This window comes from Shewanella sp. ULN5, from assembly GCF_030731885.1.
GTDB lineage: Bacteria > Pseudomonadota > Gammaproteobacteria > Enterobacterales > Shewanellaceae > Shewanella > Shewanella holmiensis.
Genome location: NZ_JAPJEE010000001.1, coordinates 229,267 through 245,269, shown reverse-complemented (window position 1 = coordinate 245,269; position 16,003 = coordinate 229,267). Strand labels below are relative to the sequence as shown.

Genomic DNA, 16,003 nt, shown 5'->3' with positions numbered 1-16,003 from the left:
TGTAATCGTTATACCAAATATATTCGTATTCTTAAGGAGTTGCTATGCAACCAACTTGCGCATTTTCGCAACTAGTTGATTCAATTAAAGACAATGTTACCCATATCAGTATTGAGCAATTTCAAGCCGACGATAGCTGGGTGTTAATTGACGTCCGTGAAGATCATGAATGGCTCCAAGGCCATCTACCGAATGCAAAGCATTTAGGTAAAGGTATTATTGAACGTGACATTGAAACACGTTTTCCTGATAAGGCGACACCCTTATTACTCTATTGTGGTGGCGGTCATCGCTCATCGCTAGCAGCGCATAATATTCAGCTGATGGGATATACCCATGTCGGGTCGTTAGTGGGTGGTTTTAAAGCCTGGGTTCAACATCAATTTCCAGTGGTGCAAGATTAAGTGCAATATTTTCCGTTATTTGTAGATACAAAAGACCTTTTTGTGCTCATCGTTGGCGCGGGTGAAGTTGCAAGTCGAAAACTTGATTTGTTAGCTCGCACGGATGCCAATATTCACGTTATTGCGCCGCAAGTGGCAGCAGATGTTGAAGCTTATGCAAAAAAAGGCAGAATCAAGCTCTCACGACGAGAAGTATCTGTTACAGATATGACATGTTATGACCTGATTTATTTAGCAACCGCTAATGAAACGCTAAACACTGATTTAGCGGTTATCGCGACGCAAAATGGTATTTGGGTTAATGTGGTCGATAACCCCAAATTTTGTCGTTTCATCACACCATCAATCGTTGATAGAGGCCGTTTAGTGGTGGCCATCAGTACTGCTGGTGCAGCACCTGTATTTGCCCGCACGATTCGCTCACGCCTTGAGACTTTGCTGCCGAACTCGTTAGCCCCCTTGTTTGATTACGTGGCGACTAAACGTGAAGAGGTGCAGTTAAAACTGACTAATGGCAAAGATAGGCGTTTGTTTTGGGAACGGTTTTTTAATTTAAACCAAGACCGATTTGACGCTGCAACTGAGTCACATTACCAGCAAGCTTTTGATAGCTATGCCAGCCGGGGAGAAATTTTATTACTCGATGAAAATACCCCTGCAGGCTTATTACCTATTGCCGTGATGCCTTTATTGCAAAAATTGGATGTGGTGTTCAGTGAAAATGCACTTGATGAGCAAACGAATGAATTATTAAGGCGTGATGCTTCGCGTGAGTCATTGCCGGCATTAAGTGCTATTTCAAAGCAGTTTGAACTTGGCGATAGAATGCTACTGGTTGCACCCGCTGAAAAAATAACTCAGCTTAAAGCGCATTTTCCAATGGCAAAACATTTAAGACCTGGCGCAATTTAAGCTAGTTTCCTTTATGATACCGCTATCTTTAATAACCGAGTTTACTCGGTTTTTTTCTTTTGTGGACTCAATATGGCCCCTAAATCTACTGTTTATAAAGTTAACTTACAGATTGCCGACATGGATAGGCACTATTATGCCGAGCATCCGCTAACGATTGCGCAGCACCCATCTGAAACAGATACCCGAATGATGGTGCGCTTATTAGCATTTGCATTAAATGCCAGTGAAACATTGCAGTTCAGCAAAGGCTTATGTGTTGATGATGAGGCAGAGTTGTGGGATGTTGATTTGTCTGGGGTCGTCGATTTATGGGTCGAGTTTGGTCAAGCTGATGAAAAATGGCTTCGTAAAGCCAGTGGCAGAGCCAAACAGGTGGTTTTATATACCTATGGTGGCCGCAGTGTGCCAATTTGGTGGCAGCAAAACCAGTCTATATTAAGCCGTTTTAAAAACCTTAAAGTGGTCAATATTCCTGAACAAGCCGTTGAACAGCTAGCTGGTTTTGTTGGACGTAATATGGCAATACAGGTCAATATTAATGAAGGCCAGGTGTGGTTATCTAATGCCGATATGAGCGTGTTAGTTGAGCCTGAAGTGTTACAGTAACCTCAGAACGGGATAATAAATGCATATCAACCTGTTCTTTGCTGCGTTAACTGCGTTGAAGTTACTTACAAGAGGCCAGCTATTGGCGTATTAATTCGCCCAGTTACCAGCGCAAAGCTCAAGTTTAAGGATAAATACTTGAATTTTGGCTATTAAAACTCCATTTATTTATCTCTTAAGCCGATTTGAGGTTGCAGTCATTCTGTTTGTGATATGGCTATCGGTTAACGAGCTATTTATTACACTAGCTCGTTAACCTTTTATGGTTTTACTTTTCCAGAACCATGGTTAGCTATTATCTTTCAATCCCTCTTGATTTAGTCACATTGCTTTGGTGGTTAGATGACCTAGTTGGCGGTGTTCTAACGGCTGATTGCCGCGTATTATTTACCTGCCTGTAACTATCTTGCCTTGGTGATACCTTAGCTTGATGACTTGGCTGACCATAAGTGGGTTTATTGAGACTCGGTTGCGTTTTAGCAATATGGCTAGTACTTTGCCTCGACCTTTCAACGGCCCCCTTTGGCTGCTGGCGCGGAGTCATTACTTGGTTTTTTTGAAGTTGTGTTGTCCGATCATAGTTTTTATTTTGTGCAGGCGATTTATGATCTTTTAATTGATCTTTCACACGGTCTTGCCTATCCAGTTTATGGCTGCTGAACGCTTTGATGCGATCATTATTAGCCATTTTATCGCGTGATGGCTGGTTGAATCGATTGTCTTTGTTGAGCGATTTATTGCCATCATATTGGCGTGGCTTCGCACCATTTTGTAAAGATTGGCTCACTCGATGTTGTGCCGACTTATCCATTTTATGGATAGCTTGGCTGTTGTTTAGGCGCGGCTGCTGATGCAGATCTCTGCGCACACTTTTTGCCTGTTGATGATGCTGATAACGCTGCGGCGAATCATAACGTTTACTGACCGCGCTGCTTCGATACGCAACACCATGGCGATGTGATGGTTGATGTTTCCAACGCTTGGCACCACTGCTGTAAGCAATCTTACGCGAAGGTTTGTAATAATGACTATGGTGATGATTTATCACCACTACTCTGCGGTGTGACCAATGCACTGAACCAAAGAAATAGTTAAAGTTAATATAAACACTTGGCCCCCAGTAAATAGGGCGGTGATAAGCGTAAACCGGACGAGTATACCAATACACTGGCGGATAAGCGCGCCAATACCAATTACCATAAACCACGCGGGTATCGTAATAAGGTACATAAATGACTTCAGGTTTAGCGGGTTCAATAATGATTTGCTTTTCAACTTTAGTGACTTTCATATTATCCATGTCATCAAAGCTGTTGGCTTCATCTGCTTGTCGACGCAGAGTTTGCACCATCGCCAATACACTTTCCTCATCTTGCAAAAAGGCATCACCTAGGTTTTGAGTCCAATCTAAATCATCATTGAGCTTTTCTAATACTGTGGGAAAAGCCGTTAAGGCAATCACACTCGGATCCCATGATTGCTGTTCTGCAAGTTGCATTCTGGTTTCAACATCAACATTGGCTTGCTTTTTTACCCAACGATTAGCTTGCACAAGCTCTAAAGGGTAGGTTGATGCAATGAGAATATGAGTTAACAAACTGTCAGGGTATAAAGCAATCGGCGCAAGCGTTTGTGCCAGTTCAGCTTCTGATAGTTGTTCTACGGATTGAGCAATCTGCTGTGGTGCCGATGTGGTTTGCGCATAAACATAGGATGGTGAAAGGGCTATGCTAGCAACAAACATCACAGCACATGTGCGTAATCGTAATGACGGTAAAAAGTGAGTTTGTTTCATATCATCTCCAACACTTTTGCTAAGTTAGGTTGATAATACAAAACTGAAAATGAACATAAGCTGAAAGTGAAAAGTTACCTTGCGAATATTAGGCTAAATTTTGCCCCTTTTAGTTGTGCAGAATCACTTACGATTAACTTCCCTTGGTAGCTGTTGACCAAATCACTGACAATCGCTAGGCCGATACCATGGCCTTGTTGGTAGGTATCAGCCCTTGCACCGCGTTCAAATATTAAGGCTTGTTGTGCGGCTGTTAAGCCTGGACCATCATCTTCTACGCTAATTATTAATTCACTTGCCGTTGTTTCTAAGGTTAACAACACCTGATGTTTGGCGGCTTTACAGGCGTTATCAAGCAAATTACCCATCATTTCACTTAAGTCGGCGCTGTCACCTTTAAATATTGCGGCCTGATTTTGATAAAGCGTTTGCTGATAATCAATATCTTTATGGCTGCTATGATAAATTTTCGTTAGGGTGCGGATCAATTTAGTCGCGGTCTCGTCAACATTGATGCCCAAATGCCAGGCATTACCCGCGACGCTTTGGGCTTTTTTCAGCTGATAGCCAATGATGTGATTAATATGATCCAGTTGCTCATGGCTATCTTGGGTTAATTGTGGCTGTGATTTGATCACTGCCAAGGGGGTTTTTAAGCTATGGGCTAAATCTGAAAGCGCATTACGATATCGGTTTCGTTGCTGTTTTTCTGTATGCAATAAGGTATTAAGCTGTTTGGCTAAAATAGTTAACTCATTGGGATATGACTGGCTTAATTCGGCAAGTTTCCCCTGTTCCACTAAGGTTATTTCATGGCTAAACTGGCGCAATGGTTTTAACGTCCAGGCTAACCACACTACCTGAATAATAATTAACACCAACATCAAAATGCCGATCCACACCCACAGGGTATGATTAAATTCATCGGCTTGCGTTTGGTAATCAGATTCATCTTTAATGATATGGAGCGTCAACGGAATAAGTTGTTTTTGATGGGAAAAACTGACAGTAAAACTAAAAACTACATGCTTCACCTTATCGATTTTAACCCGATAAAATTGGCTTTGACCCACTAAAGGCTGGCGCAGTGTTGGTGTGTTCATACCAAAAAAAGAGCCAGATGACCATACGGTTTTATTGTGTTGATCACTGATCAAAGCGTATAAGCCTGAACCGATTACGTTAAATTGATTTTCGACCAGATGTGGCGGCATGTTGATATCACCGTTATCGACTTCAGCCACCGCCAAAACACTGTACATATAGGCGTTAAGTTGGTTTTCTATCGACAGGGCAATTTGTCGTTCAAAGGCATTATTAACCGTATAACCAATTGCTGGCAATAACACCATAATCAGTAACAAGCCGCTGACCACAAATCGGGCTTTTAATGAATGATGCCATTGTTTGCTTGATGTCATTCTGCGTTGTCTTCAAGAGACCGGAGGCGATAGCCTTGACCGCGCAAAGTTTCAATTAATTGATATTGATTGTCTGGGTCGAGTTTTTTACGTAATCGACGAATAAACACTTCAATCACATTTGAGTCAAGGTCAAAATCTTGATCGTAAATGTGCTCAATTAATGTGGATTTAGAGATCACTGCATTTTGGTGCATCATCAAATATTCGAATAATTTAAATTCTGAGCTGCTCAAGGTGATAGGTTGCTGATGCAAACTTACCGCAAGGGTGCGAGTATTTAACTGCAAAGGCCCGTTATTGATTACTGGGCTAGCTTGACCCGCTGAACGGCGTATCAAGGCATTTAAACGAGCAGATAACTCTTCAACTTGAAAAGGTTTAGTTAAATAATCATCGGCGCCAGCATCTAAGCCTTTGACTTTATCTTGCCAACCATCACGGGCGGTTAAAATTAAAATCGGATAGCTGATGCCCTGTTGGCGCAGTTGTTCAATTAAACTAATGCCATCTATTTTAGGTAAGCCAACATCAATGATTGCGGCATCAAATAAGGTTTCTTGCGCTTGAAAAAGTCCGTCCTCGCCATCGGATGCGACATCAACACTGTAGTGGGCTTGCTGTAAGTGTTGAGCAAGGTTAGCTTGTAAACTTAAGTCATCTTCAACAATCAGTATTCGCATGGTTAGTTCCTCGATACTGCACCGGTTACCGCATTGACGCTGGCGTAAAAAACGACACCATCATTACTTAATAATTTTACCCGATAACCAGGATTACCATTTACCTGGCTGGATTGCACCCGCAACACTTTACCGCCGTATTGGCTTTGGGCTCGGCTTGAGGCTTGTTGAGCACTTTTGATGACCAGATTTTGCGGCTTCGGTTTTTGTGGGCCTGGTAGTTGAAATACGGCAATGCTTGCCGCCACAGGAGAGATCTGTGCCATGCTGGGCAAACTGATGCAAAATGTAATGCAAATCAGTGATACCGATATTATGACGCTTTTTAATGAAACCAGATTCATGTGTTATTCCATTCCACTCAAATGTTCAGCGCGTAGTTATCACAAACTGTGTGAGTAATATTAGGCAAAATCAGCCATCAGTGTAAAAGATCCACCTCATTTTATAAACACTTAACAAGTAACAGATTCAATTATGTCGTAATTAAAATGAATACAATCTGAATGATGTAAATTTTTTATCATGCAGTATCGAGAAAACCCAGTGATCTTTAGTCGCAGGATAATTCACGTTCAGCTTGGATTCATTTTGAATCGTTTTTAATGTCCTCAAGCGTAAAGACATTAAGGAATGATTATGAAATCGCATCATGAATTATTATTGAATAAAACACAGCAAGCTGCTTTGGTCACCATGGTTATTGCGGGATTAACACTGTCCCCGTTAGCCACTGCCGATGAGCCTGTGGAAACAATGCAAGCCGTGAGTGAAGGTCGTATGACTAAGGGACAATTAGACAGCTTTAGCATTGAAGATAAACACAAACAAATTGAAATACTTAAATCAAATGCTAAACAGCAGCTTACTGTTAAAAAACAATTTTTTGAGCGAGATGCCCGTATCGCAGCTTACCAACAAGGTCAGCTGACCCAACCCGTTTTATCTTCAATTAGCCCGCAACAAACCGCCGTGGATACCAAGGTTAATATCGGTATAACGCAGGTGCAACAGGCACAACAAAGTGTGATTGGCTACCGTGACTTTGCCATCTTTCAAGCCTATAGCCGCTTGTTTGATGATCTCGATGAGGATGGATTTTATCAAACTTTCAGTGTGACATTTGATGCCGATGTTTATGGCTACACCCTAAATGAGCCTGCAAATGTGTATGCTGAAATGTATCTAAGCCGTAACGGCGGCCCGTGGGAACATTACTACACCACAGATGTATTTACGATTTATGGCCAATCAGAAGATGATGACTTTGAGGTGTTAACCACTTTGAGCCAAGGTTATCAAACGGATTACTACGATGTGCTTATCGATCTTTATGAATATGGTTACCCTGAAGTGGTAGCGACATTAAGTGCCGATGAAGCCGATGGTTTATATGCTTTAGCATTGGAAAGTCATGATCGTGATGTGGTGTATGAACAAGAAATTATTGAAGAAGTGGTTGTCGTAGAGGGAGGAAGTTTGTCATGGGGGACATTAATCCTTCTGATTGCTGGCTTATTCAGCAGACGGGGCATGAAGTAGAAAATAGATTAGCCCAAAAGGTTGGGTTATCGATACAATCACCCCCCATTATTGTTGTCACTTGAGCGTCATCGTTATGGCGGTGCGAACAAGTGTGTAATGCAAAGTAATGTAAAGCGAGTGTTAAAATAATGCAAAACAAATACAAAGTGCTATTCGTCTCTGGGGCGATACTATTATCAGGCTGTCAGTTACCTAATCCGTATACTGGCGAAGCGGAAAACAGCAAAGCCACAAATGGTGCCATTATTGGTGCCATTGGTGGAGCAGTAATTGGCGTAGCCTCATCAAGTAAAAAAGATCGTGGTAAAGGCGCATTAATTGGCGCAGCATCAGGCGCAGCAGTGGGTGGCGGTATTGGATATTACATGGATGTGCAAGAATCTAAACTGCGTCAGCAATTAAAATCTACGGGCGTTAGCGTTACCCGTAATGGCGACAATATTATTTTGAATATGCCTAATGATGTCACCTTCGACGTTGATCAAACAGTGCTAAGTGAACGGGCTAAATCAGTGCTGAATAGTGTGGTGCTGGTGGCCAAAGAGTATGATAAAACCCGTCTTAATGTGATTGGCCATACTGATAGCTCAGGTTCAGATTCTTATAACCTACGTTTGTCACAGGTACGCGCTAGCGAAGTGGCCCAGTACATCACAAGCCAGAAGGTTAGTGGGGGGCGTGTTTCTTCAACGGGGATGGGCGAAAGCCAGCCGATAGCATCGAATGCCGACACTGCGGGTAGAGCACAAAACCGTCGTGTAGAAATTATGTTGACGCCAATAGGCTAACACTAGGTCAGTCAAAAACAATTAAGCCACCGCAAGGTGGCTTTTTATTGTTCAACGGTCAATCACATCTAGCGACAATCATTAGTACATCAATTCGTTGTTTTATCGGTACATCCAAAAAAACCGTGAATAAATCAATTTAGACACTGGCGGCTGTGTTGTTATCGGTGACCTTAATATCATTTTTAAGTGCCAAGAAGATCATCATCCCGATGCTAAGAATGGGAATAAAACTTGCGATAAAGCCAATAACCGTCACCATTATCGGAGTTTGTGTTTTACGTTTTGCCAGTATGGCAATGATGATTGTTGAGATAACCAGCCACACAATAAACAGTTGGCCAAGCAAGGTTGCATTTATACTCATTGATAGAAATCCTTCTCTAATAACTATTTTTCATTAATATACAGTTGTTTACAATTCTAAGACTACCCTATTTATTTAACCACTGCTGTATTAAATCACGGTTGATTTAACTTCACCCTGTTTCAATTGGGTTGTTAGCACATCGCCTTTGTTCACTTGTGCTGAATCCGTTAGTACGCCGTCATTATGCTTAGTAATCGAATATCCTCGGGTTAACGTTGATAATGGGCTGACGGTTTCCAGTTGATGCACTGCATGTTGTAAGCGTAAATCAGCCTGGCGAAAGTAATTTTTACTGGCATCGTCAAAGCGTGATGCTAAAAACTGTAGTCGATTACTTTCTACTTTTAAGCTGTTGACCGGTGAGCATTGTTGTAATCGGCTATGTAATTGTTGCTGCTGCATCGCTAATCGATTTAAGCGGTGTTGTAGGGCGTTGTTTAAACGCATCTGCATTTCATCAAAGCGTTGCTCAAATTGCTGTAATCGCCTTGCTGGATCATGGCGTTGTAATTTATGGTGCACATTTTCCAGTTGGCTGGCTTGATGTAACTGATAGTGACGAATGCTTTGCTGTAACCTTGATAGCATCAAAGCTAACTTTTCGGTTTTATTACCTTTATCTTTTGATAATAATTCAGCGCCAGCAGAGGGCGTCGGCGCACGCACATCGGCAACGTAATCACTAATAGTGGTGTCAATTTCGTGTCCTACCGCGCTGACAATGGGTATAGCACTGTTATAAATAGCATGGGCAAGTAATTCATTATTAAAGCACCATAGGTCTTCTAAAGAGCCACCACCGCGGGTTAATAGTAATACATCAACTTCAAGGCGACGATTAGCTTGTTGAATTGCATTGCAAATTAACTGACTCGCCGCGCCACCTTGCACTTGAGTGGGGTAAACGATGACCTCAATAGATGGATCGCGCCTTGCTAATACATGCAATACATCACGAAGAGCAGCACCTGTCGCTGAGGTGATCACGCCAATACGTTGGATATTATTAGGTAACGGGCGTTTGGTTTCTGCTGCAAATAATCCTTCCGCCGCTAACTTCATTTTCAAGGCTTCGTATTCTTGGGCTAATAAACCGTCACCAGCTGGCAACATAGACTCAATTAATAATTGATAATCGCCGCGAGGCTCGTAAACGCTAATTGCACCTTTTACTAATACTTGCTGGCCATTTATCGGGCGAAAGCGCACAGATTGGTTGCGGCCTTTAAACATGGCACAACGAATTTGCGAAAAATTATCTTTAAGAGTGAGATACCAATGGCCAGAAGAAGGCGAAGAGAAATTGGATATCTCGGCATTAAGCCAAATTTTACCCAATTGACCTTCCAGAATTTGCCTTACTTCACCGTTTAATTTGGACACGGTATAAACATTGTCTTTTGTGGCACTCATGTCTTTTCTTAATCTAAAGGTAATAAAATCCTATTTTCCATTTACCAACCCCAATATGCAAGGTATAATCCCGCCGCAATATTTCACCTCAAATCCTACTTAAATAGGGAGATGTTGCCATGCTACGTTTACTGAAAGATGCACTAACCTTTGATGATGTGTTGTTGGTTCCTGCCCACTCGACCGTACTCCCTAATACCGCTGTTCTCAAAACGCGTTTAACCAATAAAATCGAACTTAATATTCCTTTAGTGTCAGCTGCCATGGATACTGTGACCGAGTCACGTCTTGCCATCGCAATTGCTCAGGAAGGTGGTTTAGGTTTTGTTCATAAAAACATGAGCATTGAGCAACAAGCCGAAGAAGTTCGTAAAGTTAAAAGCTATGAAGCCGGTATTGTTCAAGACCCAGTGACTGTTACCCCATCGACTAGCCTGACAGATCTACGTCTGTTGACCGAGAAAAACGGTTTTGCTGGTTATCCCGTCGTTAATGATGCACACGAACTTGTGGGTATTATCACAGGTCGTGATGTGCGTTTTGTGACTGACTGGAGTAAAAACGTTGCGGATATGATGACGCCAAAAGATCGTTTAGTGACAGTTGCTGAAGGGACTAAGCTAGACGAAGTGCAAAAATTGATGCACTCACACCGTATTGAAAAAGTGTTAGTGGTTGATGATAACTTCAAGCTAAAAGGCTTAATCACAGTTAAAGACTTCGAAAAAGCAGAGCGTAAGCCTAATGCCTGTAAAGATGAATTAGGTCGTTTACGTGTTGGTGCTGCTGTTGGTGCGGGTCCCGGTAATGAAGAACGTGTTGACGCGTTAGTCAAAGCTGGTGTGGACGTGCTGTTGATTGACTCATCCCATGGCCATTCTGAAGGCGTATTACAACGTATTCGTGATACCCGCGCAAAATACCCAGATTTACAAATTGTTGGCGGTAACGTTGCCACCGCAAGTGGCGCATTAGCGTTAGTTGAAGCTGGTGTTAATGCGGTTAAAGTCGGTATCGGTCCTGGTTCAATTTGTACGACACGTATTGTTACTGGTGTAGGTGTGCCGCAAATTACTGCGGTATCAGATGCCGCTGAAGCCGTTAAAGCTTTGGGTATTCCAGTTATCGCCGATGGCGGTGTACGTTTTTCTGGTGACTTAGCCAAAGCATTAGCTGCAGGTGCATCATGCATTATGGCGGGTTCAATGTTTGCAGGTACTGATGAAGCTCCTGGTGAAACAGAACTGTATAAAGGCCGTGCTTATAAATCATATCGTGGTATGGGTTCACTAGGCGCAATGGGCCAATCTCAAGGCTCATCAGATCGTTACTTCCAAAGTGACAATGCTGCTGACAAATTAGTACCAGAAGGTATTGAAGGTCGCGTGCCATACAAAGGTAAACTAAAAGAAATTATCCATCAGCACATGGGCGGCTTACGTTCATGTATGGGCTTAACGGGTTGTGCAACCATTAAAGATCTTAATGAAAAAGCACAATTTGTAAAAGTTACCTCAGCAGGTATGGGAGAGTCACACGTACACGATGTGACTATTACCAAAGAAGCGCCGAACTACCGTTCAGGTTCTTAATGTTAATCAGGGCGGCGTAAGCCGCTCTTGTTTATTTATTTAATGACTTAAACACCCCGTTTAAGTTAGTGCATTAATCATTATTTGAAGGTACTCCATGAGTAATATCCATGAGCATAAGATACTGATCCTTGATTTTGGTTCTCAGTACACCCAACTTATTGCCCGCCGTATTCGCGAAATTGGCGTTTATTGTGAACTTTGGGCATGGGATGTCACCGAAGAACAAATCCGCGGTTTTGCCCCTAATGGTATTATTTTAGCCGGTGGCCCAGAAAGCGTAACTGCTGAAAATTCTCCACGCGCTCCTGAATATGTGTTTAACGCGGGTGTACCTGTTTTAGGTATTTGTTATGGCATGCAGACCATGTCAGAGCAACTTGGCGGTAAAGTCATTCAAGGTGTAGGTGAAGGTGAATTTGGTTACGCCCAAATTGAATTACAAACCACTTCTGCTTTATTCAAAAGCATTGAAGATGCCGTTAGCGCTGATGGCAAACCCTTACTTGATGTATGGATGAGTCACGGTGATAAGGTGTCTGCTATCCCTGAAGGGTTTGTGGCAGTTGCAAAAACGGATACTTGTCCTTATGCGGCTATGGCGAATGAAGACAAACAATTTTACGGCGTGCAATTTCACCCTGAAGTAACCCATACCCGTCAAGGTAAGCGTATGCTTGAGCATTTTGCCCTTGAAATATGTGGTTGCCCTGCAAACTGGAAACCCTCTTCAATTATTGAAGATGCGATTGAGCGTTTGAAAAAGCAAATTGGTGATGACGAAGTTATTCTTGGCTTATCTGGTGGTGTTGACTCATCCGTCGTGGCAATGTTGTTACATCGCGCAATTGGCAGCAAGTTGACCTGTGTATTTGTTGATAACGGTTTATTGCGTTTAAACGAAGCTGAGCAAGTCATGGAAATGTTTGGCGATCACTTTGGACTGAATATCATTCATGTTGATGCTGAAAACCGCTTCTTAGATGCGATGGCTGGCGTTGCAGATCCTGAAGCTAAGCGTAAAATTATTGGCCGTGTGTTTGTTGAAATTTTTGATGAAGAATCGAAAAAATGTGCCAATGCAAAATGGTTAGCACAAGGCACTATTTACCCAGATGTGATTGAATCAGCAGGTAGTGCAACAGGCAAAGCACATGTGATTAAATCGCACCACAATGTGGGCGGTTTACCTGATGATATGGAACTTGGTTTAGTTGAACCTTTACGTGAATTATTTAAAGATGAAGTACGTAAAATTGGTTTAGAATTGGGTCTACCATACAACATGCTTTACCGTCACCCGTTCCCAGGCCCAGGTCTTGGAGTACGTGTTCTTGGTGAAGTGAAGAAAGAATACTGTGATTTACTGCGCCGTGCAGATGCTATCTTCATCGAAGAATTACACAAAGCCGATTTGTACAACAAAGTTAGCCAAGCATTTACGGTGTTTTTACCTGTACGCTCAGTAGGCGTAATGGGTGATGGTCGTAAATATGATTGGGTTGTTTCACTTCGCGCAGTAGAAACTATCGACTTTATGACCGCGCATTGGGCACACTTACCTTATGATTTCTTAGGTCGTGTTTCTAATCGTATTATCAATGAAGTGGATGGCATTTCTCGTGTGGTTTACGATATATCGGGTAAGCCACCTGCAACGATTGAATGGGAATAATCTTATTAAGTGTTGGCTGACACTTTGTTAAAAAAGACGCTTCGGCGTCTTTTTTATTTGTTAGAATAAATCATTATTGATTTTGTTAGGTTAGGCAAGTGACTTTAAGCGAACATACGACAGACCCCCTTGATATAGCACAGCAAGCAATCGACCAAAAGTGGATGGCCGTTGCTATGCAATTGGCCGAGCAGGCAGAACTTAAAGGCGAGGTGCCTGTGGGAGCTGTACTGGTTAAAGATGATGTGATGATCGCAAGTGGCTTTAACTTAAGTATCCTAAATCATGATCCCACCGCCCATGCTGAAATGGAATGCATTCGCCAAGCGGGGCAGGTTTTAGAAAATTACCGTATGCTCGATACCACCTTATATGTCACTTTAGAACCTTGCGCCATGTGTGCCGGCGCCATAGTACACGGCCGTATTAAGCGAGTGGTGTATGGTGCTGATGATTTAAAAACAGGAGCGGCAGGCAGTGTGATTAATTTATTACAACATGCCCAGTTTAACCATCAGTTACAAGTAACCTCTGGAGTGTTGGCAGACGAATGCGGCGCGCAATTAAGTGCTTTTTTTAAACGACGCAGACAGGAAATAAAAGCCTTAAAACAGGCAAGGGCAGTTAATCAGCTGAACACTGATGAATAACTATCTTCAGCGGCTATTTTCAAGGTTAACTGCGTAGGATTGACTTGCAATAATCTAACTCTTGGCGGGTAAAATGACACGGTGATCAATCAAAAATCTTTGGTTGAGGTGGTAGAGTATATATTCAATGAATCAATCGCTTAACCACGGTTAAGGTCAATACTGGAAGCAAATAGCGATACATTAGCTTTAACGTTTATCTGAGGTAAATGACAGGTGAACTACCCCGCGACTTTCGCTGCGCTCGGATCACGGGGTTTTCTCGACATATTTGATAAAAAAACGGATGCCTAAGCATCCGTAGTTTGAAAAGAAAAGAAAGAGTGTTGCCTGTTTTTAATACGTCTTTTTTGCAGCTTCAACATCACGCGTCTGCGAGAGCTAATATTGCTCATTAAACGTCTTCTCATAAATACTCCATATTCTTAACTGTACGCTAAAAACTAAGGGTTAGCCTTTAGGGGAAAGTGTGCTTTTTGTTAGATTGTTGTTCACTTCTGCTACGGCTTCTGCCTCATTTTCTGGCGTCAATGTTTCCATTTGTTTAGATTGATTATCAACCCAAACAAGCGTGTCATAGTAACGACGGATACTGTCAACATAATGCACGGCTTCACTGCCACGGGCATAACCATAACGTGTTTGTTTATAATATTTAGATTGCTGAAGTAAAGGCAATACCTTTTTAACATCTCGCCATGAACTGGGATCCATCCCCATAGATTGCGTCAATTTTCGCGCATCTTCCACGTGACCCATTCCAATATTGTATGAAGCTAGTGCAAACCAAATACGCTGGCTGTCAGGAATTGACTCAGGCAAGCGATCAATCATGTCTTTAAGGTAAATGGCACCACCACGAATACTTTGTTCAGCATCAAGTCGATCATTCACGCCAACATATTCAGCCGTAGGACGTGTTAGCATCATCATGCCTCGAACACCTGTCGGGGAGCGAGCTGATGGATTCCAATGTGACTCCTGATAACTGGTGGCGGCAAGTTTACGCCAATCAAAATCACCAGCGTATTGCTCAAACATCGACCTATATTCAGGTAAAACGTTATCAATTGCGCGAATAAAGGCACGAGTATCGACATAATCAAAACGCTTTACATGGCCAAAATACTTTTCATTTAAATGTTCTAAGGTTCCAGCGCGTTTTTCTTTATGCCAAAATGCTAACAGTTTGCTCATTAAACGATCGCTTTCATCGGCTGGCAAAAGCCAAACGACTTCTAGCTTCTCTTCTAAAATCATCCCCGCACGCAATTCGGGTAAAAAACGCTGATTGATCAATAAGCTGTTAGAGTCCGAGATGGTGTAATTGATATCACCATTGGCAACTAAAGCAAACAAATCGTCATAATCTTGCTCGTTAACCTGATTCCAGGCGAGATCCGGATGGTTTTTCTGTAATTGGGTTAAGGTATGGACCGATGATGAATGCGAAGCAACAGTAATTTCACCCGGTAAAGATGCGATATCTTTCGGCTCCGGTGTGCCTTCTTTGTAAACCAATACCTGGTTTACCTTATACATGGTCGGACCCAGTTTAAATTGTTGAGAACGGCTGGGGGTTTTGGCTATACCAGCGGCAATAATATCAATTTTACCTTCTTTAAGAGCTTGAAACAGCTGCTTACGGTTAGTAAAAGGCACCATCTGTAATGGTAAACCAAGGTAATCAGCAAATTTGTTGGCCATTTCAAAGTCAAAGCCAGACTCTCCTAACTCTTCAGAGTTAAGATAAATTTGCGGTCCATAAAGTGTACCAACTCGAAGTTCGGTACGTTTTGTGACCGGAGAAATAACGTCTTCTGATTGTGGTGTTTCAACTGGCTGGCAAGCGAGTAATGTAACCGCAAACAAAATGACAAATAATTTTTTTATCATAATTATTAATGAATTACTTTCTAAAATAACGTTAAGAATCGAAAAGAATTACTGTTATAAAGCTAAGTAAGAAAAGAGCAAATAGCAGAGCTGTAGGGCTTGTTATGGTGCTTATTTTAACAGGTGTTATTGAAATCGCATAGTCGCGGTTAAAAAGTGAACGTTTTTTAATGTTAAGATCTTGGCTGGTTTTGTTTTAACGTCGATATTGGCTTGGTATTTTTAATGGGGAACTTTTTCAGCAGTTTTT

At 42.1% G+C, this 16,003-nt stretch carries 15 protein-coding genes; 8 read left to right on the top strand and 7 right to left on the bottom strand.

Features of this window, described 5'->3' with window-relative positions; genetic code table 11:
• Positions 1-44 precede the first annotated feature (44 nt).
• The 3 genes from ORI98_RS01035 to ORI98_RS01025 all read left to right on the top strand — a co-directional run bounded on the left by ORI98_RS01035 (position 45) and on the right by ORI98_RS01025 (position 1,925).
• Positions 45-404 (top strand): rhodanese-like domain-containing protein, encoded by a 360-nt coding sequence (locus tag ORI98_RS01035; RefSeq protein ID WP_261298083.1) that lies wholly within the window; start codon positions 45-47, stop codon positions 402-404.
• Positions 405-1,316 carry a bifunctional precorrin-2 dehydrogenase/sirohydrochlorin ferrochelatase gene (locus ORI98_RS01030; protein WP_306133906.1) on the top strand — a complete coding sequence of 304 codons (912 nt, stop codon included), beginning with the start codon at positions 405-407 and terminating at the stop codon, positions 1,314-1,316.
• A gap of 72 nt (positions 1,317-1,388) precedes the next feature.
• Positions 1,389-1,925 carry a YaeQ family protein gene (locus ORI98_RS01025; protein ID WP_261298081.1) on the top strand — a complete coding sequence of 179 codons (537 nt, stop codon included), beginning with the start codon at positions 1,389-1,391 and terminating at the stop codon, positions 1,923-1,925.
• A gap of 295 nt (positions 1,926-2,220) precedes the next feature.
• Here ORI98_RS01025 and ORI98_RS01020 read toward each other — a convergent pair whose 3' ends face one another.
• The 4 genes from ORI98_RS01020 to ORI98_RS01005 form a co-directional block, all read right to left on the bottom strand.
• Positions 2,221-3,720 (bottom strand): DUF3300 domain-containing protein, encoded by a 1,500-nt coding sequence (locus tag ORI98_RS01020; RefSeq protein WP_306133905.1) that lies wholly within the window; start codon positions 3,718-3,720, stop codon positions 2,221-2,223.
• Between the two features lie 74 nt (positions 3,721-3,794).
• Complete coding sequence (locus ORI98_RS01015) at positions 3,795-5,141, bottom strand: ATP-binding protein (RefSeq protein ID WP_306133904.1); 1,347 nt, start codon at positions 5,139-5,141, stop codon at positions 3,795-3,797.
• Positions 5,138-5,824 (bottom strand): response regulator transcription factor, encoded by a 687-nt coding sequence (locus ORI98_RS01010; RefSeq protein ID WP_261298078.1) that lies wholly within the window; start codon positions 5,822-5,824, stop codon positions 5,138-5,140. Before ORI98_RS01010 ends, ORI98_RS01015 begins: the two co-directional genes overlap by 4 nt.
• Positions 5,825-5,826: 2 nt before the next feature.
• On the bottom strand, positions 5,827-6,168 hold the full coding sequence (locus ORI98_RS01005) for a PepSY domain-containing protein (protein ID WP_306133903.1): 342 nt from the start codon (positions 6,166-6,168) through the stop codon (positions 5,827-5,829).
• Between the two features lie 295 nt (positions 6,169-6,463).
• Here ORI98_RS01005 and ORI98_RS01000 point away from each other — a divergent pair, with 295 nt between their 5' ends.
• Together ORI98_RS01000 and ORI98_RS00995 are read left to right on the top strand one after the other, a co-directional pair.
• On the top strand, positions 6,464-7,366 hold the full coding sequence (locus ORI98_RS01000; protein WP_306133902.1) for a choice-of-anchor H family protein: 903 nt from the start codon (positions 6,464-6,466) through the stop codon (positions 7,364-7,366).
• 131 nt (positions 7,367-7,497) lie between these two features.
• Positions 7,498-8,157, top strand: a complete 660-nt coding sequence (locus ORI98_RS00995) for an OmpA family protein (protein WP_306133901.1) — start codon at positions 7,498-7,500, stop codon at positions 8,155-8,157.
• Positions 8,158-8,296: 139 nt separating this feature from the next.
• Here the strand turns inward: ORI98_RS00995 and ORI98_RS00990 are convergent, their stop codons facing one another.
• Positions 8,297-8,524 carry a hypothetical protein gene (locus ORI98_RS00990; protein ID WP_306133900.1) on the bottom strand — a complete coding sequence of 76 codons (228 nt, stop codon included), beginning with the start codon at positions 8,522-8,524 and terminating at the stop codon, positions 8,297-8,299.
• Between the two features lie 90 nt (positions 8,525-8,614).
• Complete coding sequence (gene xseA, locus ORI98_RS00985; protein WP_306133899.1) at positions 8,615-9,940, bottom strand: exodeoxyribonuclease VII large subunit; 1,326 nt, start codon at positions 9,938-9,940, stop codon at positions 8,615-8,617.
• Between the two features lie 119 nt (positions 9,941-10,059).
• On the opposite strand from xseA, the gene guaB reads away from it, so the two are divergent.
• The 3 genes from guaB (at position 10,060) to tadA (ending at position 13,857) form a co-directional block, all read left to right on the top strand.
• Positions 10,060-11,532, top strand: coding sequence for an IMP dehydrogenase (guaB, locus tag ORI98_RS00980; protein ID WP_261298073.1), 1,473 nt, complete (start codon positions 10,060-10,062; stop codon positions 11,530-11,532).
• 97 nt (positions 11,533-11,629) lie between these two features.
• Complete coding sequence (gene guaA, locus ORI98_RS00975) at positions 11,630-13,207, top strand: glutamine-hydrolyzing GMP synthase (RefSeq protein ID WP_306133898.1); 1,578 nt, start codon at positions 11,630-11,632, stop codon at positions 13,205-13,207.
• 98 nt (positions 13,208-13,305) lie between these two features.
• A complete protein-coding gene (gene tadA, locus ORI98_RS00970; RefSeq protein ID WP_306133897.1) occupies positions 13,306-13,857 on the top strand; it encodes a tRNA adenosine(34) deaminase TadA in 552 nt (183 codons plus the stop codon).
• A 450-nt stretch (positions 13,858-14,307) separates the two neighbouring features.
• Here the strand turns inward: tadA and mltF are convergent, their stop codons facing one another.
• Positions 14,308-15,753, bottom strand: coding sequence for a membrane-bound lytic murein transglycosylase MltF (mltF, locus tag ORI98_RS00965; protein WP_306133896.1), 1,446 nt, complete (start codon positions 15,751-15,753; stop codon positions 14,308-14,310).
• Positions 15,754-16,003: the final 250 nt, after the last annotated feature.